The following is a 24,343-nucleotide window of genomic DNA, read 5'->3' as shown; positions in this document are numbered from 1 at the left end:
TCAAGCCACCTCCCCAGCGCCTTCAGCTTCGTGCCGCGCCTGCCCGACCATCTGACGCGCCACGTCGGACGCTGTACGCAATACATCCACCAGTTTCTCTGAAAGCCCGAGGCGGAAGATCTGGTGCACCAGACCACCCAGCGAATGTTCTGGCGCTTCCTCGGTTAAGACGTTTAGAGCAGGGCCAGCTAGTTGACCGCGATCAAGCTGCATCTGAGTAATGGCATACAGCGCGAGCGCATTATACCGGATGACGCCCTCAAAGGTGCGGGCAGTGGCAAGGAGGAGCACGCTTGCCTTGTCCGGCTGTTGGCACAACTGCGCGATGACTAGGTCCCTGGACCACGTGGTAGCCATCCAGGTGGCACATGTCTCGAGAGCCTCGACGTCGCCAAGCGTGGCGTCTAAATCGTCGAGACAGCGCAGCTGCCACCATGCATCACCCAGGAAGTCCTCAATGGCAGAGTCCGGGTCATCATCACTCAGCTCTACCTCCGCCCGAAACTGGCGCGCGTGGGCTAAAGCCCGTTTCGCGATCCGCTTAGATTCCTCGCGCGACAGACGAGGATTATCACGCGCAAACTTCTGATAGAGCTCTTCCCTACTAAGCTCAGGAATGAGCTCCTTGCCCACGCAATGCTGCATGGTCGGGGCGTCGGTAAGCGCTGGGATCGGCCCCTCCCGCCACTTCTTCATGGGACCATTCCCCTCGTGGTTTACCACCCCGAAGAGAATCTCGTAGCGCGCGCCCGTAACAATCTCAGTGGTGTGCCACGCTGCATCGATATCCATTCCGTGCGTGTGCTTATGCAGCGCATACATCCATTCAGCGAGCGCTTCCACCTCGTCCATGGGGCGTTCAGTGATAAAGAACGCGAACACGCCCTCGGTTTGGGGCGAGACAATGGTCTCCCAAATTTCCGGCAAGGCTTCCTGGGCATCGTCAAAATCGATTCGAGCAACGGGCCCCATTGCCATCCCCTGTGGGCAAGGCTCGAAGGTCATGAATATGACGGAATCCGTGGGATAGAAACCTAGAGCTCCAGGTACGTTGGCAAGGAGATGTCCCGGCGTATTGATGGGTGCAGATGATTTGCGTTGGTTCAAGTAGTTGGTCATGCACCTAGGGTGCGGGAAGCATGCAAGCTACTTCTAGGTTCATTTTGGCCAGCGCCTAAGTTTTGTGGATAACTCACCGCGAGGCCACGCCAATTTCAAGGTTATCCACAGCCATTTGGCGAATTTCTAGCGTAACTTGTCTGTATAGGGCAAGATCAAGAAACCAACCTTTCAGCACAGAGCTAATCCTTAAGGCTCATCCTTAGGCTTAGGTTTCCGGCTTCACCATATCTACTGGTGAAAATCCAGTGGGAATACTTGCCTGCAGGGTGGTGTTGAAAGCGATAAGTGCACGCCAAGTCTGTATTGTCGGGCACAGGTTTAGGAGGTATCGCAAGCATGCATGAAGAACAAAAGCGCATCTACGAATTGGAATATCCGGCCCCAGTGGTCAAGGATTCTTCCAACGCAGACAAGGGTCCGACCATGATCGTTGCAATGCACGGCTATGCAGATGCCGGTCAGGCTGTAGAGGCTTCTGCGGACCACCTGAAGGCCGCACTCGAAAGCCGCCAGTTGGCGTCCTTTAATGGCGATGAGCTCATCGATTACCGTTCTCGTCGCCCAATGGTCACCATCGACACAAATCGCACGGTAGAAATTGAGCCGACCGACTTAGGGATCAAGGTCCTGCGGGACAATTCCGGCAAGTCTTTTCTGCTGCTGTCTGGCCCTGAGCCGGACCTGCGCTGGGAAGCTTTCACCGACGCCGTTGTGAACATCGCTGAGAAGTTTGATGTGCACAACACCATCGTCCTTTACGCCGCTCCGATGCCTGTGCCGCACACTCGCCCCACGGTCATTACTGCTCACGGCAACTCCCAAGAGCTAACTGGGCGCATGATGAAGATGGAACAGACCATGATGGTCCCAGGCTCCGCTGCCCTTTTCTTGGAAAAGGCGCTGGATAAGAAGGGCCGCAACGTGGCTGGTTACACCGTCTCGGTTCCCCATTACCTGGCTTCTTCGCCGTACCCCCAAGGCACGTTCTCGCTGCTCAACTCGGTATCAAACACCGCTGGCCTGAACCTGCCGCTTGGCAGCCTCGAAGCTGACATCGCTCGCGTCAACCAGCAGCTGGAGGAGCAGGTGATGGACTCCGATGAGATCACGGGCGTCGTCCAGCAGCTCGAGCAGCAGTATGACTACTATCACGAGCGCTACCGCGAGAAGCACCCGAACGCCCTCTTGCCGGGCGAAGAAGGCGTGCCTTCCGGCGACGAGATTGGCGCCGAGTTCCAGGCCTTCCTCGCAGGCTTAGACGAGGATTCTTCGCAGCTCCACGATATTCTCGACAGTGAGATTGATGACCGCGAGGACGCCGCTGAGCGAGCAGCTGAAGAAACATCCGGAGAAGCTGAGCGCCACGAGGACAAGGGCTCCAGTGAACAGAGCCCCAATGACCGCAGGAACAACTTGGGCGACGATATCTAGCGCCATCCCAGCAGTGCGACGGGCTTGTCGCCACCCACACCCTCATCACCTAAGGTGGTGAGGGTGAACCTTTCTCAGATGCTGCCCGATCTTGCCGAAGTCCCAGAATCCCTCGTCGATGAGGCCATCTGGGATACCTTCCTCACGTGGACCAATCAGCGTGGAATCTCGCTTTATCCCGCACAGGAGGAGGCCTCGCTCGGCATTCTCGCGGGCGACAATGTCATCCTTGCCACGCCAACGGGCTCAGGTAAGTCGATGGTGGCCAACGCTGCGCACTTCATTGCGCTCGCGCGTGGGCAGCGCAGCTTTTATACTGCTCCCATCAAGGCGCTGGTCTCCGAAAAGTTCTTCGCTTTGTGCGAGATCTTTGGCGCGGAGAACGTGGGCATGATGACTGGTGACGCCACCGTCAACGGCAATGCTCCCATCATTGCGGCAACAGCTGAGATTGTGGCGAACATTGCGCTTCGCGACGGCGCCGAAGCCAACATTGATCAAGTGGTCATGGACGAGTTCCATTACTACTCCGAGCCAGACCGCGGTTGGGCCTGGCAGGTCCCGTTGCTCGAGCTGCCCAAGGCGCAGTTCCTGCTGATGTCCGCCACGTTGGGAGATACCAGCTGGCTCGAAAAAGACCTCACCGAGCGCACTGGGCGCGAAACCACCCTCGTGGCCGGCAGCACCCGCCCTGTACCCCTAGATTTTTCCTACGTATTCACTGCCGTTCACGAGACGATTGAAGAGATTCTAAAGTCTGGGAAAGCTCCGGTGTACGTAGTGCACTTTTCCCAACGCGAGGCGTCGGAGCGCGCCCAGGCGCTGACCTCCCTTTCTGGAATCATCACACCTGAGGAAAAGGAGGCGATTGCCGCGGAACTTTCGAGCTTCCGCTTTACGACGACCTTCGGCCGCGACCTCTCCAAGCTCCTGCGCCGTGGCATTGGTGTTCACCACGCAGGCATGCTTCCCAAGTACCGCCGTTTGGTCGAGCGTTTAGCGCAGAAGGGCTTGCTGAAGATTATCTGCGGTACTGATACTTTGGGCGTGGGCATCAACGTCCCTATTCGCACCGTGCTCATGACCGGCTTGGCCAAGTATGACGGTCAGCGCCAGCGCATCCTTAAATCCCGCGAGTTCCACCAGATCGCGGGCCGCGCGGGGCGTGCGGGTTACGACACCGAAGGCACGGTCATCGTCGAGGCCCCCGAGCACGAGATCGAGAATGCCAAGGCCCGCCGCCGGCTCAGCAATGACCCAGCGCGCCTAAAGAAGCTGAAGAAAAAGTCGGCGCGTGAGGGTGACGTGACGTGGTCGGAAAAGACCTTTGCGCGTCTTACAGAGGCTGAACCCGAACAACTCACCTCGCAGTTCCGCGTATCCAACTCGATGTTGCTGAATGTCCTGGCCCGTCACGGCAATGGCTACGAGCACATGAAGCACCTTCTGCGCACCAACCACGACACCCGCACGAAGCAGAACCAGGATATTTTGACGGCTCTGGATCTCTTCCGCGGGCTGTTGAACTCAGGTGTGGTGCAAAAGTCCACGAAGGGGCTCGACATCTACGGGCGTCCCTATCACTTGGTCCGCGAGCTACCGCGAGACTTCGCGCTAAACCAGCCTTTGGGGCCATTTGCGCTGGCCGCGCTGAGTCTGCTTGATCCGGAATCGGACACGTATACCCTTGACGTGATTTCGGTGTACGAGGCGATTCTGGATGATCCGCGCCAGGTCCTCATCGCGCAACAGAAGCAGCGCCGCGGCGAGGAGATTGCGGCGCTCAAGGCAGATGGCGTGGATTACACCGAGCGCATGGCAATCGTTGAGGAGATCACGTGGCCCAAGCCGCTTGAGGAGCTGTTAGAACAGGCCTATGACACCTTCGCGGAGACGAACGCCTGGGTCAAGGAATTCGAGTTGCGTCCGAAGTCTGTAGTTCGTGACATGCTCGAAAACGCCATGACCTTCTCTGACTTGGTGGCGACCTACGGTTTGGCGCGCTCGGAGGGAGTGATTCTGCGCTATCTGACCGATGCGTGGCGCACCTTGAAGCAGTCCGTTCCGGATGATTACTTCACTGAGGAGCTTTCCGACGTCGTGGTCTGGCTCGGGGAGCTCATCCGGCAGGTGGATTCCTCCCTCGTGGACGAGTGGGCTGAGATGGCCGGCGAGGATTCCCCTATCTCGCAGGAAGATCTGGAGCGCGAGCTTGCCTTTGGTGTGGAGGACCCAACCGCGCTGACCTCCAACCGGCGTGCGTTTAGCATTATGGTGCGCAACTACATGTTCCGTTTGGTACAGCTATTTGCGTTAGAGAAAGAAGAACGCCTTGCAGAGCTATTGGATTACCTTGAGGAAATCCCCGATTTCGGTGCGGCGCTCGATGACTACTTCGACGAATACGACGACATCGATTCTGGCCCCGCTGCACGTGGCCCTGAGTTCTTCCGTCTTTCGGGCCAGGACACCCGCTTGTGGCAGGTCCGGCAGATCATCAAAGATCCGGAAGGCGACCATGGTTACCAGTTCGTCGCCGTGGTTGACCTCGATGCTTCTGATGAGGCCGGCGAAGTGCGACTGTCTAGCTTAATTATCGAACGATAACGACATTCCACCCCACCCCTGCTATTTATTCTGACGACCAGTCCGCCGAAGTATCAGGCACCCCAGGCAAAGCTAGAAACAGCACTTGTGCCCAGACGGAAAATGACCCGCACGATTGTGCGGGTCATAAATCTCTTAGCGAGGCTTTAAACCAGTCCTAGACTAGCGAGCAGCCTCGACCTGAACGGTCTGAGCAACTGCCTGGATAACACCAGCAATCTTGATGCCCTCCCAGACCTGCTCCTTGGTCAGGCCCTCTTCAGCCAGGGTCTTGGAGTGTGCAACGAGGCAGTGCTCGCAGCCGTTGATTGCGGAGACAACGGTGTTCCACAGCTCGAAGTTGGCCTTCTCTACGCCTGGCTTGGAGATGATGTTCATACGCAGACCGAACTTAACCTGAGCGAAGTCATCGCCGAGCCAGCCCTTAGCGCGGTATGCAACGTTGTTCATAGCCATGACGGTTGCGGCACCGAGAGCAGCCTCAACAGCAGCCTCAGACAGGTGCTCCTTTGCTTCCTCGATGATCTCGGAAAGAACGGTGTCGTTGCGGGTTGCGGCAGCAGCAGCCAACATGGAGCCCCACAGCTGCTCCTCGTTCAGCTCGGTGGAACGAGCCAGGGTGCCCAGGTTCAGCTTCTGGTCCTTTGCGTACTCCGGAAGGGAAGACTTCAGGTTATCGATAGACATATCTTGTGCTCCTTAGCGTTTTTAATAAGTGATTTTCAGAAGAAGTTCAAAGGAAAGCCCCTTCGGTTGCCCGAGGGGGCTTTATCATCCCGCGTGATTACCACGCGTGGCCTAGCACGCGCGGTTTAGTCACCCTTAGAGAGCAGACTGAACGACGTCGAGCTTGTTGATGTTCTTGGTCGGATCGTTTGCCTCCCAGTTGCAGGCGCAAACTTCTTCGGACTGCAGTGCGTCGAGGACGCGGAGAACCTCGTCAACGTTACGGCCAACAGCGTCCGGAGTAACGGAAACGAACTGGATGATGCCGTCCGGGTCGATGATGAAGGTTGCACGGTCTGCAACGCCAGCAGCATTCTCAACGCCGAGGGCGCGGATCAGGTCGTGGCGAATGTCAGAGAACATCGGGAAAGGAATTTCCTTCAGCTCTGGGTGAGTTGCACGCCAGTTGAAGTGAGCGAACTCGTTGTCGGTGGAGCCACCGAGAATCTGAGTGTCGCGATCCTGGAACTCTTCATCCAGCTTGCCGAAGGCTGCGATCTCGGTTGGGCAAACGAAGGTGAAGTCCTTCGGGTAGAAGAACACGACCTTCCACTTGCCCTGGTACTTATCGAGGGAAACCTGCTCGAAGTAATCCTCCGGCTGGTTTGCGTTGACGTCGTGGAGGTCACCGCCCTTAAGTGCAGTGAGGTCGAACTCTGGGAACTTCTCGCCAACAGTCAAGATAGGCATGGAAACTGACATCTCCTTATAGGTGAAGTGCTAATACGTCAATAAAAGTAGTGGATTTTATCCCACTGCCAGGGCTTTTGCCCAACACCGTCAAGTATGCCAATTAATTCTTCCGGTGTCAATAGGAAATCCTATTTATAAATGTTAGAGTTATAGGCATGCACAATAAAGAGTATCGCCCTACACTCGCCCAGCTGCGTACCTTCGTCACCATTGCAGAAAACAAGCACTTTGGCACCGCCGCAACCAAGCTTGAAATCTCTCAGCCTTCCCTTTCCCAAGCATTAGTAGCACTCGAACAAGGCCTAGGAGTGCAGCTCATTGAGCGCTCCACGCGCAAAGTCATCGTCACTGTCACGGGAGAAAAGCTTCTCCCCTACGCTAAGGCAACCTTGGAAGCCGCTGACGCTTTTCTCGCCCATGCACGGGGCGCACACGGTACGTTAACCGGCCCCCTCACCATTGGCGTTATCCCCACGATTGCGCCATATATTCTCCCCGCGCTTTTGGGCGAGATTTTGGAAATATATCCGGACTTGGAGCCCCGATTCGTGGAGGAACAGACGGAACACCTTCTAGAAAAACTACGCGATGGACAGCTTGATCTAGCCATCATTGCGCTGCCTTCCGAAGCTGCCGGCATGGTTGATGTTTCCTTGTATTCCGAGAACTTCGTTGTCGTTACCGATCCCGAGCACCCACTGGCTGGCCGTGACGATCTCAAGCTGAGCGATCTTGACCATCTCAACCTGCTCCTCCTCGATGACGGCCACTGTCTGCGTGACCAAGTCCTCGACCTGTGCCGGAAAGCTCGCGTCAACCCGTCAGAAGCTACCAATTCGGTCACTCGAGCTTCTTCATTGACCACGATCCTACAACTGGTCATGGGTGGCCTAGGCGCCACACTCGTCCCAGAGTCTGCTATTGCCACAGAGTGCATCAACCCTCGCCTCAAGGTCGCACACTTCGATTCTTCGGTCACTGCAGAACGCAACGTTGGTCTCGTATTCCGCAACTCTGCCGCACGCGCTGACGAGTTCCGCGAGTTCGGAAACCTAGTCACCAAAGCTTTCGAAGATGCTCTGAAACGCTCCCGGTCCGTCGAAACCCCAGCTAAGTAGAGGCCAGGCGATCGCAAATCCCCGGCTGCACGGTTCATCAAAGAACGTGCAACCGGGGAGTTTGTTCTGACTTCTGGGAGAAGCGATTAGCGAATATGCTTAGGCGCTTTCGGGCGCATAACGGTTCGCGCACTGGCGCATGATGTGCGCTTGGGCCAGCATGCTTACCGGCATAATGACCAGCATGCCCAATCCCAGCGTCAAAGCCAAGAGAAGCATCAAGAAGCTGAACAGAAGCAGCTGACCGTAGTTAGCCTTGCCGGCCGCAAAGCCCTTCTTGAAAGCATCACCAATAGACTCACCGTCAGCGGCAAACCACTGCATAAGAACGTACAACGGCTGAATCAACCAGCTAATCAACATGGCTACAGCCACGAATCCCAGGATCGTAGACACAGCCTTCATGGCGTCAGCATCTGATTCGATATCGCCGTTGAACAGTGCAACGAAGGTTGCACCGCCAAAGATAAGCAAACCAATGAGCATCAGGCCGCCAATAACAATGTTGACCACCAAGCCAACCACAAACGGCTGCACCCAGCGCACGTTTTTACCCACGTATCCCCACGACGTAGCGGGATCGTCAATCTGGTAGAACGCCAATCGCATCACTACCAGGCTAACGATGAGGCTGAACAGAGTTGACAAAATGTTCACGGCCATACTGGACAGGCCCGCAGCTACAGTTGCTTCCTCAGAACCGCCAGACAATCCACCGGTGATTACTCCACCGATTAAGGACAGCACCAGGGTGACAGCAATTACCGCAAAGGCACCAAGAATCCATAGTTGCCAATTGGCAAAGGTTGCACGGAATCCCCAGCCGATGGCTTTTGTTGCGGAGACGGGGCCGGTGTAGGCAGGTGCGGCATGGTTGCGTCCCGAAAGATTTCCTGCACCATAGGGGCCATACGAGCCATAAGCATTGCCGTTTACTGTGCCTGCATAACCAGACTCGGAAGATTGCGCGCCGTAGCTACCGTAGGAAGGCAGCCCATAATCGGGGCGGTCTTCTGGGTGATTAGTAGGTTCGTAGCGAGGCAAGTCGTTATTCCGGGTGGGGTTGTTGAACTTATCGTCACCGCTCGAACCATCTGCACCGAATGGGTTGGACACTGTGGCTTCCTCCTTGATTCCGGTTAATCAAAATCACTTGACTAAACTTTCGTAACAATCAGCATTAGCTTATCAACGTTTTCATGCCTCACGCTGGACGGGTAGAATTTCCCACCAGCTATGACTAATCTTTCACAATCCTCATCCCCGACCCGCGATGAGCTTTTTGCAGCTCTCGATGAGGTTACTTTAAAGGACGCACGCGCTTTCCGACGCCGCCTGCGCAAGGCACGCTCCCCCCAAGCACTCACCGCAATCGGGGACGATATCCAACAAGCCCGCGAACGCGTCGCGCTAATCGACGCCGCCGTCCCCGCCATTTCCTACCCCGAGGCACTGCCGGTTTCGGCACGCAAAGACGATATTGCCGACGCAATCCGCGATAACCAAGTGGTCATCATCGCGGGTGAGACTGGTTCTGGCAAGACAACACAGATTCCAAAGATCTGTCTTGACCTAGGCCGGGGGCGTCGCGGGCTCATTGGGCATACCCAGCCCCGCCGTCTTGCGGCCCGTACCGTGGCAGAGCGCATCGCAGATGAGCTGGACCAGACGATCGGCGAATCCGTAGGCTATGCCATCCGCTTCGACGACCGGGTTTCAAATACGACCGCGATCAAGCTGATGACGGACGGTATCTTGCTGGCAGAGATGCAACGTGACCGCTTCCTCAATGCCTACGACACCATCATCATCGACGAGGCCCACGAGCGTTCCCTCAACATCGACTTCCTTCTGGGCTATCTCAAACGCCTATTGCCGAAGCGCCCCGATCTCAAGGTCATCATCACCTCTGCAACCATCGACCCAGAGCGCTTCGCCACCCACTTCGCAGATGCCGAAGGCAACCCAGCGCCGATTATTGAAGTATCCGGTCGCACCTATCCGGTAGAAATTCGCTACCGGCCGCTCGAGTTCGAGGCCGGGGGCAAAGTCGTCGATCAAGACCCTATCGACGGACTCTGCGAGGCAATCGAAGAGCTCATGGCCGAAGGAGAGGGAGATATTCTCTGCTTCTTCCCCGGCGAGCGTGACATTCGCGACGCCATGGAGGCAATCGAGGCCCGCAAGTGGAGCGGCGTTGAGGTCACTCCCCTGTTTGGACGCCTTTCCAACGAAGAGCAGCACCGCGTGTTCTCTGGGCACCGTGGCCGCCGCATCGTCCTGTCCACCAACATTGCCGAGACCTCTCTGACCGTTCCCGGAATTCGCTATGTCGTTGACACAGGTACGGCACGCATTTCTCGCTACTCCACCCGCACCAAAGTCCAGCGTCTGCCCATCGAACCGATTTCACAGGCAAGCGCCAACCAGCGCTCAGGACGCTGTGGCCGTGTTGCGGACGGCATCGCGATTCGCTTGTACTCCGAGCAGGACTTCCTCTCCCGCCCTGAGTTCACCGATCCAGAAATCCTGCGCACCAACCTCGCCAGCGTCATCTTGCAGATGATCTCCTTGCGCTTGGGAGACATCTCGGAGTTTCCATTCGTCCAGTCGCCAGAGCAAAAGGCCGTGCGCGATGGCCTCTTGCTCCTCCACGAGCTTGGCGCTCTGAGCCCGCAAGAAGAAAAGGACGGGCTTCCGGTACTGACTGACGTCGGCCGTGTCCTCTCGCGAATACCAGTCGACCCGCGCATGGCACGTATGCTCGTCGAGGCACACCGCTCCGGCTGCCTCGAGGACATCATTGTCATCGTTGCCGCCATGACAATTCAAGACGTCCGCGAACGCCCGCTCGAGTTCCAGGCCCAAGCAGATCAAGCGCATGCGCGCTTTAAAGACAAGTCTTCAGACTTCTTGGCCATGCTTAATCTCTGGGACTTCGTGCAGGATGCCCGCAATGAGCTGAGCGGCAATGCCTTCCGCAAGCGCATGAAGAAGGACTTCCTCCACTACATGCGTATCCGCGAGTGGTTTGACTTGGTGCGCCAATTACGCGACGTCGCCAAGCAGCTCGGGTGGAACCATGAGGAGGCCACCGAACGCCGGCCCGATGACATTCATATGTCGCTGCTGTCCGGGCTCTTGTCCAACATTGGTGCCCGCGATGGCAACTCCAAGGAATTCCATGGCGCCCGCAACACCCGCTTCCTTGTGTTTCCAGGTTCTGCACTGGCCAAGAAGCCCCCGGAGTTTCTCATGGCGGCAGAACTCGTGGAGACCTCCCGCCTGTGGGCACGCGACGTCGCCGCGATCGACCCTGCCTGGGTGGAAAAGCTCGGCGCCAACCTGCTCAAGCACAACTATTCGGATCCGACGTGGTCACGCAAGCGCGCGGCCGCTGTAGCAACGCAGCGTTCGACGCTCTATGGCGTGCCCATCGTCACCGACCGCACGGTGCCCTATCATCGCGTCGACCCCGTAGCAGCACACGATATGTTTATCCGCAACGCTCTCATTGAAGGCGAGTGGAACACTCATCACCACTTCTTCCACGACAATGTGAAAAAGCTTGAGGAAGCAGCACAGTATGAGGACAAAGCACGACGTCGCGGACTCGTGGTGGACGAGGATACTCTCTTCGACTTCTATGACCAACGCATTCCAGCAAAGGTTACTACCGGACGTCATTTTGACTCTTGGTGGAAGAAACAGCAGCACCAGACTCCGGATCTGCTGGACTTCGATCCAGACAAGCTCATTGAGGACACCCATGATGTCACCGAGGAGGCATTCCCGGATCGCTGGCTGAAAGGCTCTATAGATTACGACTTGACCTACAAGTTTGAGCCAGGTGACCCACTCGACGGCGTGACGCTGATGGTCCCAGTACCGCTGCTTGCGGGTCTGGATACTGAAGGCTTCGATTGGCTGGTTCCGGGCCTGCGCCTTGAGCTGGTGACGGAACTTATCCGTTCCTTGCCAAAGGCGATTCGCCGCACGGTGGTCCCGGCGCCTGAGTTCGCGGAGCGAGCGCTGCCGCGGCTTATTCCATATGAGGGATCGATTACGCAGCAGCTTGCCGACGTCCTCCGTGAGCTCGGTGGCCAGGGCATCGACTCCACAGATTTCAAGACTTCCGCCCTGCCGGCACACCTGCGGATGAACTACGCTGCCGTGGATAAGCGCGGCAAGATCATTGATTCTGACAGGGACCTAGCCGCATTGGTCCGCCGCCAGGCCGGGCACATCAAGTCCTCGGTCTCCCGCGTGGGACGAAAGTCGGAGTCGAAGGCAGTGAAGGAATGGACCACGGATACGTTGGGCACCATTGATGAGGAAGTAACGACCGTGGTTGATGGCCACGAAGTCACCGCATATCCGGCACTCGTGACTTCTGCTGAGGGTGTCTCTTTGAAGGTTCACCCGACTAAGGCTGCGGCAGATGCGGCGATGATAACTACGACGTTGACGTTGCTAATGCGGGAGATTTCGGTCAACCACCAGCAGATGGTTAAGGGGCTGCCCTTGCAGCAGCGCGTAGCGGTGGACGCCTATCCACACGGTAGCGCTGAAGGATTGGTCAACGATGCTCGAGTGGCGGCGATCCGCGATCTCATGCTTGAGGAAGGCGGCCCGCAGCGTTCCCCGGAGGGATTCCGCACGCTTCTCGACGCCATCAAGCCGCAGGTTGCCGGCCGGGTTCGGCAGTCGGTGGTGGCAATTGCACCGGGACTTGCGGAGTACTCAAACCTGCGCGCTGAACTCGCGCACTGGGATGGCCCTGCCATTGACGACATGAAGGCACAGATGGAGTTCTTGCTGCCGAAGAACGCCATCACCATCCATGGCATGACGCACCTGCGCCATCTTCCCCGCTACATGCAGGCGATCCGAATCCGTTTGGAGGAGATGTCCCTCGACCCGGACAAGGACGCTGACCGTCAAGCAGAGGTCGAGGAGGCCAAGGCCTATCTGGCCAACCGCTTGCGGACTCTCCCAGCCGGGCGCGCAAAGACGCGGGAGGTCAAGGACATCTATTGGATGATGGAAGAGCTGCGGGTTTCGCTCTTCGCGCAACGCCTCGGCACGGCGCACCCAGTGTCGCTGCGCCGTATCCAAAAGGCAGTAGACAAGCTGCGCTAAGTCACATAGCCAATGGCTTAAAAGCTATCGCGGTCGCGGCGACGCATGAGTCGGATCTCTGATTCAAAGTCGTCCGCGCTCTCGAAGGATTTGTAGACCGATGCGAAACGCAGGTACGCAACCTCATCCAAGTCACGTAGTGGCTCGAGAATCGCAAGACCGATGTCATTGGCATTGACCTGGGAGGAACCGTGGCTACGCACGGTCTCCTCTACTTCTTGGGCAAGCTTCTTCAGCGCGTCATCCGTTACGTCACGGCCTTGGCATGCGCGACGCACACCGCGAATCAGCTTGTCCCTGCTGAAAGGCTCAGCCAAGCCATTTCGCTTGACGACTAACAAGACAGCTTTCTCGACTGTGGTAAAGCGGCCTTTGCATGAGGCACATTCACGGCGGCGCCGGATTGCTGTTCCTGCATCAACCACACGGGAGTCAATGACTCGTGACTGTTCATTATGGCAAAACGGGCAATACACCGTGCAGTTCCTTCCTCTTCCACGTCATCCGCCACTCACATGTGAGAGGCGGGCGTTGAGACCGCATTTAGTGTACTGCCCGATTCCCGCACGATGCCATTTATGCTCATCTGCTGGGCCCGACACCTAGGCCCAGCAAAGGCTTTGCGCGGATGGCTAGTTGTTCACGCTGGCTTGCACAACCTGCTGAGTTCCCTGCGGCGCAGCGCCCCCATCAGCCGTGAGACCACCAAACACAGTTCCGATGAACACTGCCACGCCGAACACCGCACCAAGAAGATAATTTCCGCGATTCGAGTTTTCACGCGAATTTGCCACCTCGCGCTGACCAGCATGATCGGTGCGTGGACGACACTGAGGAACACCGCTGTATGTTCGATTATCCACACTGAGTGTTCGAACATCACGCACATGTGGACTCCGTATAGCGCCGTAGCGTGCAGATACATCAGCATCCCAAACAGACGCCGCTGGCACAACGCTGGCGCGGTACGCACGGGATGACTTGAAGTAGTTAACCTGCTTGTTGTTGGAGTTGAGTACGATTGCCATGATGTTTCCTTAAGCGTTTTTCTTTGACGATTAGTTTGTGGCTACAGCCTATTCAAACGCTACGACACGTTCGAAAATTCCCATCGCCAATTCGTTCGAATTAGTTGCTATGTTCGATTTATAACAGCTTTTCGAAAGTTTGTCCATATCGAAGCGAAAATTCTCGAACATTTGCCCGCAACGTGATAGAAATGAAGAGAAGCTTTTCGAAAATTCGAACAGATAGTAGCTAACCAACCCACCCAAGCAGATTCGACGCCATATCTATCCCACCCAAGGAGACCCGATGCCACGCAAACCCGCCAAGAATTCTGGGAAGCCGGACATCAATTCACTCTCTGCGCGCCAGCGCCGCATCCTGGACGTCATCCACGACGCTGTGATGCTGCGCGGCTACCCGCCTAGCATCCGTGAAATCGGCGACGCCGCCGGACTGCAATCCACCTCCTCCGTGGCCTACCAGCTCAAGCAACTCGAGGAGAAGGGCTTTCTGCGTCGCGACCCTAACAAGCCACGAGCCGTAGACGTCCGACACCTCAATAATGAGGAAGACACCAAGAAGCCGGGCCGCAAGACAGGAGCCAAGGCAGATAAACCAGAACCTGGTTCATCGATGACGCCTGAAGAGGCTTCTGAGGTTGCTTACATTCCAGTTGTTGGCCGTATCGCTGCGGGCTCCCCCATCACGGCTGAAGAAAATATTGACACTTATTTCCCGATGCCAAACGACGTAGTGGGAACCGGTGAGCTATATATGCTGCAGGTTGTCGGGGACTCCATGCGTGATGCCGGTATCCTCAATGGAGACTGGGTCATTATCCGCTCCCAGAATGTCGCTGAAGAGGGCGAATTCGTAGCAGCGCTGCTGGACGGCGACGAGGCAACTGTCAAGGAATTCCACCGCGATTCCTCGGGCATCTGGCTCCTGCCACACAATGACGCCTACTCCCCAATCAAGGGTGACGATGCGGAGATCATGGGCAAGGTTGTTTCCGTCTTCCGCAAGCTTTAGCAGGCGATGTAACATCTTTTCTAGCGGGCATTACCCTCTAATTCCACCCCCTTAAGGGACAGAATTCCACTTCTCGGGTTTTAGCGCCCAAAATCACACATTCCAAAAGTGCAGGCAGTGACTTTAAATTTCACTGCCTGCACTTTTTCTTATATGTGTACACCTTTGGTTTATTCCGATTCGTAGGGTTTTCTGGAAAACTAGGGTTAAGTCAGTTCTATTACTGCGAAAGTACCGCCCCCAACCCCGAGGGCGGAACGGAATACCCAATGCCCCACCCCGTTACGGGCATATTGTTGGAGGACTCTATGTACGCAGAGGAGCGTCGCCGCCAGATCGCATCCCTCACTGCTGTTGAGGGACGCGTTAATGTAACTGAGCTTTCCGAGCGGTTCGATGTCACCGCCGAAACCATCAGACGAGATCTCGCCGTCTTGGATAGAGAGGGCGTGGTTCATCGTGTGCATGGCGGCGCAGTGGCGTCCCAGTCTTTCCAAACCGCTGAGTTCACCTTGGACACGCGCCAGCGTTCAGCCACGGGCGCAAAAATCGCCATTGCGCGCGCCGCGATGCAATTCTTGCCTGAAGCCGGTGGCAGCATCTTCCTTGACGCGGGTACGACCACCAATGCTCTTGCCGATCTGATCGGGCAACAGAATGCGGCGGGTCAGTTCTCTATTGTGTCCAATAGCTTGCCCATCGCTTTGTCTTTGGCTAGCAACGGCGTCCCCGATGTGCAGCTTCTTGGCGGTACCGTGCGCGCTATCACCCAGGCAGTAGTGGGTGATACCGCACTGCGAACCATGGCGCTCATGCGCGCGGACGTTGCCTTCATCGGCACCAACGCCCTTACATTAGATCATGGACTGTCCACAGCCGATTCCCAAGAGGCCGCCATCAAGACCGCCTTCGTGACCAACGCCCACAAGGTTGTAGTTCTCTGCGACTCTTCCAAGCTCGGGAATGATTACCTAGTTAGCTTCGCATCCATCGCCGACATTGATGTTGTGGTCACCGACGCCGCTGCCCCTGAAAGCTTCGTCGAAGCACTGCGTGAACAAGAGATCGAAGTCGTCGTCGCAGCCGAGAAGTAGCTTCCTGCTTAATTACTCCATTCTCAGCTGAGTTTGATCCTCAGCTGAGTTTGTCAGCAGGAGGACAGGGCAGAATCTAAAACGAATCGAAGCCCCCAAAACCGTTGGGGGCTTCCTCGTATCTCAGACTCTTAAGCCTTGAACTCTTCCAACAGATCCAGGGCTGCGGTGCGAGCCTCAGACGGACCTTCAGCGTTAATTGCAGCTTCAGCCAGCTTCTGGCACTGCTCGAGGGTCAGCTCGGAAATCTGAGCGCCAACGCCTGCAACAGCAGTCGATGCAGCGGAAAGCGAGTTGACGCCCAAGCCGGTGAGTACGCAAGCAAGCAGCGGATCAGCTGCAGCCTCGCCACAGACGCCGACCGGCACGTTGTTGTCGCTGCCAACCACGCAGGTGTGCTGGATGAGTCGCAGAACAGCCGGCTGCCACGGATCTGTCAGGTAGGCCAACTGTGGGGAGAGACGGTCCGCCGCCATCGTGTACTGGGTGAGGTCATTTGTACCGATGGAGACGAAGTCGAGGTGCGGCATGATGGTGTCAGCCATAAGCGCAGCTGCAGGGACCTCAATCATGGCGCCAGCAGTCAGGCCGCGTTCGCGGCACAGACCCGCAAACCACTTTGCCTCAACTGCGGTTGCCACCATTGGAGCCATGACCCACGTTGGGACATCGTCGCCACGGTCAGCTGCAGCCTGTGCGATTGCATCCAGCTGGCGAGTCAGCAAAGACTCATTGTCTCGCGCAATACGCAGGCCGCGAACACCCAGTGCTGGGTTTTCTTCCGAAGACAAAGTTGCGTAGGAAATTGGCTTATCGGAACCAGCGTCGAGGGTGCGAACAACGACCTTCGACTCGGGAAAAGCGTTGAAGACCTTGGCATAGATACGTGCCTGCTCGTCCACGGTTGGCTCTTCACTAGCTGAAAGGAAGGACAGCTCTGTGCGGTAGAGGCCAATACCTTCTGCCTGAGAATCGGACGCAATACGAGCTGCGTTGCCGTCAGCAACGTTAGCCAGCAGCTGCACACGGTGACCATCCTTGGTCTGGGCCGGGCCACGCCACTGAGCAACGCGAGCAGCCTTTTCGCGGTACTCCTCCACAGCCTTCAGGGATTCTGCACGGTTAGCGCCAAGGCTGACGGTGCCGACGGACCCATCAACAAAGAGCAGGGTGCCGGACTCGATGTTGCGCAGATCCGCGCCCACCGCCACGATGCAAGGAATGTCCAGCTGACGAGCGATGATCGCGGTGTGGCTAGTTGGGCCACCGAGCTCAGTAACGAGAGCCTTGATGTGTGCAGTATCGAGCGTTGCGGTGTCTGCCGGCGCCAAATCATCGGCCAACAGGACTGCTTCGCCGCTGACCATCGGCAGACCAGGCTCCTGCTCGCCACGCAGCTGTGCGATAACGCGATCGCGGACGTCCTTCAAGTCAGTGGTGCGCTCAGCCATCACGCCACCGGCGGCTTCAAACAGGGTGACAAACTTTTCGGTCGCACTGGCAGTTGCATACTCTGCTGGACGGCCACTGCGGATGCTCTTACGTACTGCCTTGTGCCAGCCACGGTCCTTAACCATGCCTGCAGTAGCTCCCAGCACTTCAGCGGCCTGCCCCTCAGCCCCTGCTGCACGCTGCTCCAGACGACTTGCAACTACGTCGACAGCTTCGAGGAAGCGGTCGTACTCTCCGTCGCGCTTCTCCTCATCGATAAGCTCACCAGCAGTGGGCAGTTCTGGGCGCGGGCGAACCCACACAGCCTCGGCGTATGCGACACCAGCGACAACGCCGGTGCCCTTGATGGTTGATTGAGATACGTTTTCCATCACACATTTCCTTCAGAAGGGGATTTTGCTCTCATCCTAGATCATCACAGACCGGACAAAAAAGCAACGAATACCACAGTGATTTGATTGACTTTCGGACACATTCGGACAACAATCAAAAGTGAACAGAAAACTATGCTTGGCCATCGTCCGGCGCGTTTTCTCCCAATATACGCAAACTGCGAAAGGGACGAGTTTCCACAATGATTCTCACACTGACCCCCAACCCCAGTATTGACGCCACGCTTGCCCTTAACGAGACCATCAATCCTGGTGCAGTCCACCGCGCTTCCCAGGTTTCCCAGGTCGCAGGCGGCAAAGGCGTCAATGTCACCCACGCCGTCCATTTGGCCGGAGTAAAAAGCGTCGCCCTTCTGCCCGCGCACAAAGGCGATCACTTCCTCAACCTGATGGAAGAAGCACACATTCCATTCGACGCCGTCGCAATGCCTGGCACCGTCCGGATCAATACGACGGTCACCGAACCAAACGGTCGCACCACCAAGATCAATGGCCCGGGACCAGTCCTCAACGAATCCGTGCAGTCAGCAATAACCTCTTCTCTCGGCGCGCTCGCAATCGGCGCCGATTGGGTAGTACTTGCTGGCTCCTTACCTAAGGGTGTTCCTACTGAGTGGTACGCCATGCTTGTCGACGCAATCCGTGCCGCAGCGCCCCAGGCCAAGGTTGCGGTGGATACCTCCGATGCCCCGATGGTCGCACTCAGCGAGCGTCTTGAGACCTCTGCGCCGAACCTCATCAAGCCCAATGGCTTGGAACTTGGTCAGCTCACAGGAACCGACGGCGAAGCATTGGAAGCGGCAGCGGAAAAGGGCGACTTCAGCGGAGTCGTGGAAGCTGCTCAAGTCGTTGTAAAGCGCGGCATTGGCGAGGTGCTCGTAACGCTCGGCGGCGCAGGCGCCGTGCTCGTCACTGCTGATGGTGCATGGGCTGCGACTCCCCCACCAACCAAAGTTATGTCTACGGTGGGCGCTGGAGACTCCTCCCTGGCTGGCTACATTCTGGCTCGCCGTGCAGGCAAAGACTTCGCAGAATCACTGCGGCAATCGGTGGCTTATGGCTCCGCAGCGGCAGCGCTTCCTGGCACCCAGATCCCGACCCCCGAACAAATCAATATCGACCAAACAATCGTCTCTTCCTTGTAAAGACTGAATTTTCTCATTAATCGAAGGAGTGTCTCATGGCATCCGATCTCATCGCGACTGACCTAGTCGCGTTGGACGCCGATTTCGGCGATAGCATCGAATCAGTCATCACTAATCTGGCCACTTTGGTCCATGGCACCGGTCGCGCTTCCTCTATCGAGGGCTTGGCGCAACCAGCCATCGACCGCGAAGCCAAGGCTGGCACCGGCGTTCCCGGCGGCGTTGCCATTCCGCACTGCCGCTCTGAGGTCGTCACCGAACCAACCCTGGCTTTCGCTCGCCTGAGCCGTGGCGTGGATTTCTCCGGCCCAGACGGTGACGCACAGCTCGTCTTCCTCATCGCCGCACCAGCTGGTGGTGGCAAGGCTCACCTGAAGATTTTGTCCAAGCTAGCTCGAGCTTTGGTCAAGAAAGACTTCTTGGAAGCCCTCCGCTCGGCTCAGAGCAAAGAGGAAATCGTCAAGCTGGTTCTCGACGTAGTCAACGCCGAGAAGCCAAAGAAGCCTGCTGCTGAGGCAGGTGCCGCCGCTGGCGCAGCAGGTGCTGCGGTGGCTTCGGCCGAGCCAGCTACGGCAAAGGCCGGAGCCACCAACATCGTGGCGATTACCGCGTGCCCTACCGGCATTGCGCACACCTACATGGCTGCCGACGCACTGACGCAGACGGCCGCGGAGCGCGACGACGTCAACCTCACGGTGGAAACCCAGGGCTCGTCCAACAACACCTCTGTTTCCCAGTCCGTCATCGATGCGGCTGATGCCGTCATCTTCGCCACCGACGTGGGAGTTCGTGACCGCGAGCGGTTCGCGGGTAAGCCGGTCATCGAGTCCGGTGTTAAGCGCGCTATTAACGAGCCAGGCGTCATGCTCGACGAAGCAGTTGCCGCTGCCAAGAACCCGAACGCTCGTCGTGTTGCTGGCGAGGCGGGCGCGGCGTCGTCAAGCGCTGCTGAAGAAGGCGACTCCCTGGGCTGGGGCAAGCGCATCCAGCAGGCCATCATGACCGGTGTTTCCTACATGGTGCCTTTCGTTGCTGCCGGTGGTTTGCTCCTCGCTTTGGGCTTCCTCTTCGGCGGCTACGACATGGCTAACGGCTGGCAGGCCATCTCTACGAACTACTCGCTGACGAACCTGCCGGGTCACGAGGTTGAGGTCGACGGCACGATGATGACCTTCGACCGCTCCGGATTCCTCCTCTACTTCGGCGCCGTACTTTTCGCTATTGGTCAAGCCGCGATGGGATTCATCGTCGCTGCACTGTCTGGCTACATTGCCTTCGCGTTCGCTGGCCGTCCTGGCATCGCACCGGGCTTTGCTGGTGGCGCCATCGCAGTCACCCTGGGTGCTGGCTTCATCGGTGGTCTGGTTACCGGCCTCATCGCGGGGCTCGTGGCCATGTGGATTGGCAACTGGAAGGTTCCACGCTGGATCGGCTCCCTCATGCCGGTTGTCATCATCCCGCTGCTGACCTCGCTCATCACCGGCCTGCTCATGTACCTGCTGCTCGGCGCTCCGCTGGCTGCACTTATGGAAGGCCTGCAGAACTGGCTGTCCTCCATGTCCGGCTCCTCTGCAGTGCTGCTGGGTATCATCCTCGGCCTGATGATGTGCTTCGACTTGGGTGGCCCAGTCAACAAGGCTGCATACTTGTTCGCTACTGCGGGTCTTTCCACTGGTGACCAGGCTTCCATGGAAATCATGGCTGCGGTTATGGCTTCCGGTATGGTTCCGCCAATCGCGCTGTCCATCGCCACCTTCGTTCGTAAGAACCTGTTCACCCCTGCTGAGCAGGAGAACGGTAAGTCTGCATGGCTGCTGGGGCTGTCCTTCGTTTCCGAAGGCGCTATCCCGTTCGCTGCTGCTGACCCGCTGCGCGTCATCCCTGCGATGATGCTGGGTGGCGCAACCACCGGTGCTCTCTCGATGGCGATGAACGTTGGCTCCCGCGCTCCGCACGGCGGCATCTTCGTCTTCTTCGCAATCGACCCGGCCTGGGCTTACTTCCTCGCAATCGCTATTGGCGTGGTCGTCTCCGCGGCCGCCGTCATTGCGCTGAAGCAGTTCTGGCCAAACAAGACGGTCGAAGAGGCTGCCGCCAAGGCGGAAGCTGCCAAGACTGCACAGGCCGCTGCATAACGCGTACACTTGTAATCACGAAAACACTTACAGTCGAAAGGACTTATCATCATGGCATCTAAGACCGTCAAGGTTGGATCTTCCGTTGGCCTGCACGCTCGTCCGGCTTCCATCATCGCGGACGCTGCTGAAGCTTACGACGAGGACATCTTCCTGACCCTCGTGGGCAGCGATGACGATGAAGAAACCGACGCCGCTTCCTCCCTGATGATCATGGCTCTGGGCGCAGAGCAAGGTGACGAGGTTACCGTTACCTCCGAGAACGCCGAGGCAGTCGAGAAGATTGCCGGCCTCATCGAGCAGGATCTGGACGCTTCCTAAGGCTCCAGAGTCTCCCGACTTAAAGACTTAACTCCCGGGCTCTTTTAGAAGAGCTCGGGAGTTATTTTTATGTTTAATTCTTATGCGCCGAGGCAGCTGTACTTAGTACTTCGCTCCCTTGCCCTCACCGAAGGTTTCATAGAGCCACTTGGCGGCTGGGTAGACCACGATGACGCCGATGGAGCCCCAAGCGATGCCCTCGAGGGAGATGGAGCCGATGTTAAGTGTCAGATTGCCGATGCCGGCGATAAGGGCCACAGCAGCGCAGGTGAGGTTAACCGGATTGTTGAAGTTAACCTTGTTGTCCATCCAGATGCGCACGCCCAGCATGCCGATGAGGCCGTATAGAACCAGAGTGGCACCGCCCAGCACGCCTGTAGGGATGGTGAAGATCAATGCGCCAAACTTCGGTATGAAGGCCAAACAGATAGCGAAGCTTGCCGCGACCCAATAGGCTGCCGTGGAGTAAACACGAGTAGCGGCCATGACGCCGATGTTCTCAGCGTAAGTCGTGGTACCAGAACCACCGAAGCCGCCGGCGATGGCGGTGCCCAAGCCGTCGGCGATGAGGGCGTCACCAGCAAGGTCATCGAGGTCTCGTTTGGTCATCTCAGACACGGCCTTTACGTGGCCGATGTTTTCCGCAATGAGGACCACCAAGACTGGCAGCGCCACGGCAATCGCAGAGAACTTGAATTCAGGGGTGTGGAACTGCGGAAGACCAATCCATGCCGCCTGGCGAATGGTCTCGGCTGTTCCTTCAGCAAGGTTGCCAGTCACCGCCGCGAAGACCCAGCCAATCACAACGCCGATAAGGATGCCCAAGCGCGCGACCATGCCGCGACCGCCCACGGTCGCAACGATGATCGCCACGAGAGTCACCACGGCCACCAGCGGCTGCGTCTGGAAGTTGCTCGTGGCAGCAGGCGCCAGGTTAAGGCCGATGAGCGCAACAATTGCGCCAGTCACCGCCGGAGGCATCACAGCATCAAGCACGCGGCGTCCCGCAGCCTTCACTACAAAACCGATGAGCACCAGCACCAGACCGGTCACCAGAATGGAACCTGCCTGCGCACCAATGCCGTACTGCTGCGAGGCAGACAGCGGCGCGATGAACGCAAAGGAGGAGCCCAGGTACGAAGGAAGGCGGTTGCGGGTGATCAGCAAGAAGAGAATCGTGCTGATTCCGGAGAACAGCAGCGTGGTGTTGACCGGGAAGCCGGTCAGTGTCGGCACCAGCAGAGTCGCGCCAAACATGGCGACCACGTGCTGCATACCGATACTGATGGTGCGGCCCCAGCTCAGTCGTTCTTCGGGCGCGACAACCGCGCCGGGTTCAATATTTTTACCATCGCCGTGCAGGCGCCAACCAAAAGTACTCACGAGCTTTCATTATTACCCACAAGCACGATTTTAGGAAACTTCCTCCACCACGAACTCCGAAAGCTCACGTGCGATGGACGCAGGAAGGCGGACGTCGACAAGCGTGCCCTCGTTGGTGTACTCCTCGTCGCGCACCGTGCCCTCGGCATGCACGCGAGATACGACGTCGCCGCGGGTAAACGGAACCAGCAGGCGGACGTGGCTGTCGCGAGAGTTAAGGAAGAGCTCAATGCGCGAGGTCAGTTCGTCGATGCCCTCGCCGGTGTGCGCAGAAACATACACCACGTTTTCGTGGTCGAGGACGTGGCGAATCTCTGCCAACACCAGCGGGTCCGCCTGGTCAATCTTGTTGATAACAATGATTTCCGGCGGTGCCTGCTCCCCTGTCTCCTTAACAATGTCGTAGATGACCTTGTTTACGGCCTCAATCTGCTTAATGGGGAAAGGATCGGATCCATCCACCACGTGCAGCATGATGTCCGCCGCCAAGACTTCCTCGAGCGTGGACTTGAAGGCCTCAACCAGCTGCGTGGGCAGGTGGCGCACGAAACCGACGGTATCGGTGAACACCACCTGGCGGCCGTCTGCAAGCTCAGCGCGACGCGTGGTGGGGTCCAGGGTTGCGAACAACGCGTCCTCCACCAGCACGCCCGCTCCAGTCATCGCATTAATCAGCGAGGACTTGCCCGCGTTGGTGTAACCCGCGATGGCAATCTGTGGAATCGTTGAAGACTGACGCTTGGAGCGCTTGACCTCACGCGCTGTCTTCATACCGCGCAATTCCTTGCGCAGGCGAGCCATTTCGGTGCGGATGCGGCGGCGGTCCGACTCGATCTTGGTCTCACCAGGGCCGCGCAGGCCGACGCCGCCGTTGGAGCCAGCTCGGCCACCGGCCTGACGGGACAGGTTGCCGCCCCAACCACGCGTGTGGGTGTACAGGTATTCCAGCTGCGCGAGCGAAACCTGGGCTTTACCCTCTTTGGACTTCGCGTGCTGCGCGAAGATATCGAGAATCAGCATCGTACGGTCAATGACCTTGGTATTGAGCTCGCGCTCCAATGCGGAGAGCTGACCTGGCTGCAGCTCACCGTCACAAATGACGGTATCCGCACCCGTTGCCTCAACAATCTCTTTGAGGTCCTGTACCTTGCCGCGGCCAATGTAAGTACCAGGGTCCGGCTTGTCACGTTTTTGGTAGATAGCCTCAACGACCTCGGCGCCCGCGGTCTCAGTCAGCGCCGCGAGCTCAGCCATGGTGGCCTCGACCTCGGCAACCGTACCTTCGGTCCAAACTCCTACGAGAACGACCTGCTCAAGGCGGAGTTTTCGGTACTCAACCTCGTAGCCGTCGGTGGTGTCTTCGGCGCGAATTGTGGTGGAAACGCGGCGGAAAGAATTACGCTCGGCTAGGTCGAGGTCACCCGTTGTAGGGTCTTGCGGCTGATAGTCGCCAAATGCCTGTGCGAGAAGTTCTTCGTGATTTTCGTTCATGTTCCCTCCATTCTTGCACGTCGTTGGCTTAAACCCCCAATTAGCGCTGAG

Annotated in this window: 18 protein-coding genes; 9 read left to right on the top strand and 9 right to left on the bottom strand. The window is 57.6% G+C overall.

The window, feature by feature from the left end; all coding sequences use genetic code 11:
- Complete coding sequence (locus I6I72_RS12635; RefSeq protein WP_201807120.1) at positions 1 to 1,119, bottom strand: DUF4192 domain-containing protein; 1,119 nt, start codon at positions 1,117 to 1,119, stop codon at positions 1 to 3.
- 339 nt (positions 1,120 to 1,458) lie between these two features.
- On the opposite strand from I6I72_RS12635, the gene I6I72_RS12630 reads away from it, so the two are divergent.
- Positions 1,459 to 2,553 (top strand): PAC2 family protein, encoded by a 1,095-nt coding sequence (locus tag I6I72_RS12630; RefSeq protein ID WP_100087125.1) that lies wholly within the window; start codon positions 1,459 to 1,461, stop codon positions 2,551 to 2,553.
- 63 nt (positions 2,554 to 2,616) lie between these two features.
- Positions 2,617 to 5,160, top strand: a complete 2,544-nt coding sequence (locus tag I6I72_RS12625) for a DEAD/DEAH box helicase (RefSeq protein WP_201807117.1) — start codon at positions 2,617 to 2,619, stop codon at positions 5,158 to 5,160.
- Positions 5,161 to 5,322: 162 nt separating this feature from the next.
- Here the strand turns inward: I6I72_RS12625 and I6I72_RS12620 are convergent, their stop codons facing one another.
- Entirely contained in the window at positions 5,323 to 5,847 is a 525-nt protein-coding gene (locus I6I72_RS12620) for a carboxymuconolactone decarboxylase family protein (protein ID WP_005529058.1), read from the bottom strand.
- A gap of 135 nt (positions 5,848 to 5,982) precedes the next feature.
- Positions 5,983 to 6,576: a peroxiredoxin gene (locus I6I72_RS12615; RefSeq protein ID WP_005529057.1), complete on the bottom strand. Its 594-nt coding sequence runs from the start codon at positions 6,574 to 6,576 to the stop codon at positions 5,983 to 5,985.
- A 158-nt stretch (positions 6,577 to 6,734) separates the two neighbouring features.
- Between I6I72_RS12615 and I6I72_RS12610 the strand changes: the two genes are divergently transcribed.
- The gene (locus I6I72_RS12610) at positions 6,735 to 7,697 is read left to right on the top strand and encodes a hydrogen peroxide-inducible genes activator (RefSeq protein WP_201807114.1); all 963 of its coding nucleotides are present in this window, start codon (positions 6,735 to 6,737) and stop codon (positions 7,695 to 7,697) included.
- 99 nt (positions 7,698 to 7,796) lie between these two features.
- Here I6I72_RS12610 and I6I72_RS12605 read toward each other — a convergent pair whose 3' ends face one another.
- Positions 7,797 to 8,813 (bottom strand): hypothetical protein, encoded by a 1,017-nt coding sequence (locus I6I72_RS12605; protein ID WP_236592636.1) that lies wholly within the window; start codon positions 8,811 to 8,813, stop codon positions 7,797 to 7,799.
- 120 nt (positions 8,814 to 8,933) lie between these two features.
- Here I6I72_RS12605 and hrpA point away from each other — a divergent pair, with 120 nt between their 5' ends.
- On the top strand, positions 8,934 to 12,839 hold the full coding sequence (gene hrpA / locus I6I72_RS12600; RefSeq protein WP_070508981.1) for an ATP-dependent RNA helicase HrpA: 3,906 nt from the start codon (positions 8,934 to 8,936) through the stop codon (positions 12,837 to 12,839).
- 17 nt (positions 12,840 to 12,856) lie between these two features.
- Here hrpA and nrdR read toward each other — a convergent pair whose 3' ends face one another.
- Together nrdR and I6I72_RS12590 are read right to left on the bottom strand one after the other, a co-directional pair.
- A complete protein-coding gene (gene nrdR / locus I6I72_RS12595; protein ID WP_034656841.1) occupies positions 12,857 to 13,315 on the bottom strand; it encodes a transcriptional regulator NrdR in 459 nt (152 codons plus the stop codon).
- A 156-nt stretch (positions 13,316 to 13,471) separates the two neighbouring features.
- Complete coding sequence (locus I6I72_RS12590; protein WP_201807892.1) at positions 13,472 to 13,867, bottom strand: hypothetical protein; 396 nt, start codon at positions 13,865 to 13,867, stop codon at positions 13,472 to 13,474.
- A 286-nt stretch (positions 13,868 to 14,153) separates the two neighbouring features.
- On the opposite strand from I6I72_RS12590, the gene lexA reads away from it, so the two are divergent.
- Together lexA and I6I72_RS12580 are read left to right on the top strand one after the other, a co-directional pair.
- Complete coding sequence (lexA, locus tag I6I72_RS12585) at positions 14,154 to 14,879, top strand: transcriptional repressor LexA (protein ID WP_005529045.1); 726 nt, start codon at positions 14,154 to 14,156, stop codon at positions 14,877 to 14,879.
- A 308-nt stretch (positions 14,880 to 15,187) separates the two neighbouring features.
- Positions 15,188 to 15,973 carry a DeoR/GlpR family DNA-binding transcription regulator gene (locus tag I6I72_RS12580; protein ID WP_034656840.1) on the top strand — a complete coding sequence of 262 codons (786 nt, stop codon included), beginning with the start codon at positions 15,188 to 15,190 and terminating at the stop codon, positions 15,971 to 15,973.
- A gap of 131 nt (positions 15,974 to 16,104) precedes the next feature.
- Here the strand turns inward: I6I72_RS12580 and ptsP are convergent, their stop codons facing one another.
- Positions 16,105 to 17,796 (bottom strand): phosphoenolpyruvate--protein phosphotransferase, encoded by a 1,692-nt coding sequence (gene ptsP / locus I6I72_RS12575; protein ID WP_049063420.1) that lies wholly within the window; start codon positions 17,794 to 17,796, stop codon positions 16,105 to 16,107.
- Positions 17,797 to 17,999: 203 nt separating this feature from the next.
- On the opposite strand from ptsP, the gene I6I72_RS12570 reads away from it, so the two are divergent.
- Genes I6I72_RS12570 through I6I72_RS12560 form a run of 3 tightly spaced genes read left to right on the top strand, consistent with a single transcriptional unit; the run spans position 18,000 to position 21,418 of the window.
- A complete protein-coding gene (locus tag I6I72_RS12570) occupies positions 18,000 to 18,962 on the top strand; it encodes a 1-phosphofructokinase family hexose kinase (protein WP_005529040.1) in 963 nt (320 codons plus the stop codon).
- A gap of 35 nt (positions 18,963 to 18,997) precedes the next feature.
- Positions 18,998 to 21,097: a PTS fructose transporter subunit IIABC gene (locus I6I72_RS12565; RefSeq protein ID WP_201807111.1), complete on the top strand. Its 2,100-nt coding sequence runs from the start codon at positions 18,998 to 19,000 to the stop codon at positions 21,095 to 21,097.
- Between the two features lie 51 nt (positions 21,098 to 21,148).
- Positions 21,149 to 21,418 carry an HPr family phosphocarrier protein gene (locus I6I72_RS12560; RefSeq protein WP_005529038.1) on the top strand — a complete coding sequence of 90 codons (270 nt, stop codon included), beginning with the start codon at positions 21,149 to 21,151 and terminating at the stop codon, positions 21,416 to 21,418.
- 102 nt (positions 21,419 to 21,520) lie between these two features.
- Here the strand turns inward: I6I72_RS12560 and I6I72_RS12555 are convergent, their stop codons facing one another.
- Positions 21,521 to 22,801 (bottom strand): uracil-xanthine permease family protein, encoded by a 1,281-nt coding sequence (locus I6I72_RS12555; RefSeq protein WP_034656838.1) that lies wholly within the window; start codon positions 22,799 to 22,801, stop codon positions 21,521 to 21,523.
- A gap of 30 nt (positions 22,802 to 22,831) precedes the next feature.
- On the bottom strand, positions 22,832 to 24,292 hold the full coding sequence (hflX, locus tag I6I72_RS12550) for a GTPase HflX (protein ID WP_049158785.1): 1,461 nt from the start codon (positions 24,290 to 24,292) through the stop codon (positions 22,832 to 22,834).
- Positions 24,293 to 24,343: the final 51 nt, after the last annotated feature.

This window comes from Corynebacterium striatum (genome assembly GCF_016728105.1).
Taxonomy (GTDB): Bacteria; Actinomycetota; Actinomycetes; order Mycobacteriales; family Mycobacteriaceae; genus Corynebacterium; species Corynebacterium striatum.
This window is presented reverse-complemented; position numbering and strand designations above follow the sequence as displayed.

Bases quoted from the DNA above. Each gene is read 5' to 3' on its own strand.
- hrpA (WP_070508981.1), top strand. From the start codon at position 8,934: ATGACTAATCTTTCACAATCCTCATCCCCGACCCGCGATGAGCTTTTT.
- I6I72_RS12590 (WP_201807892.1), bottom strand. From the start codon at position 13,867: ATGGCAATCGTACTCAACTCCAACAACAAGCAGGTTAACTACTTCAAG.
- I6I72_RS12580 (WP_034656840.1), top strand. From the start codon at position 15,188: ATGTACGCAGAGGAGCGTCGCCGCCAGATCGCATCCCTCACTGCTGTT.
- lexA (WP_005529045.1), top strand. From the start codon at position 14,154: ATGCCACGCAAACCCGCCAAGAATTCTGGGAAGCCGGACATCAATTCA.
- I6I72_RS12630 (WP_100087125.1), top strand. From the start codon at position 1,459: ATGCATGAAGAACAAAAGCGCATCTACGAATTGGAATATCCGGCCCCA.
- I6I72_RS12560 (WP_005529038.1), top strand. From the start codon at position 21,149: ATGGCATCTAAGACCGTCAAGGTTGGATCTTCCGTTGGCCTGCACGCT.
- I6I72_RS12620 (WP_005529058.1), bottom strand. From the start codon at position 5,847: ATGTCTATCGATAACCTGAAGTCTTCCCTTCCGGAGTACGCAAAGGAC.
- I6I72_RS12635 (WP_201807120.1), bottom strand. From the start codon at position 1,119: ATGACCAACTACTTGAACCAACGCAAATCATCTGCACCCATCAATACG.
- I6I72_RS12615 (WP_005529057.1), bottom strand. From the start codon at position 6,576: ATGCCTATCTTGACTGTTGGCGAGAAGTTCCCAGAGTTCGACCTCACT.
- ptsP (WP_049063420.1), bottom strand. From the start codon at position 17,796: ATGGAAAACGTATCTCAATCAACCATCAAGGGCACCGGCGTTGTCGCT.
- I6I72_RS12565 (WP_201807111.1), top strand. From the start codon at position 18,998: ATGGCATCCGATCTCATCGCGACTGACCTAGTCGCGTTGGACGCCGAT.
- I6I72_RS12610 (WP_201807114.1), top strand. From the start codon at position 6,735: ATGCACAATAAAGAGTATCGCCCTACACTCGCCCAGCTGCGTACCTTC.
- I6I72_RS12570 (WP_005529040.1), top strand. From the start codon at position 18,000: ATGATTCTCACACTGACCCCCAACCCCAGTATTGACGCCACGCTTGCC.
- hflX (WP_049158785.1), bottom strand. From the start codon at position 24,292: ATGAACGAAAATCACGAAGAACTTCTCGCACAGGCATTTGGCGACTAT.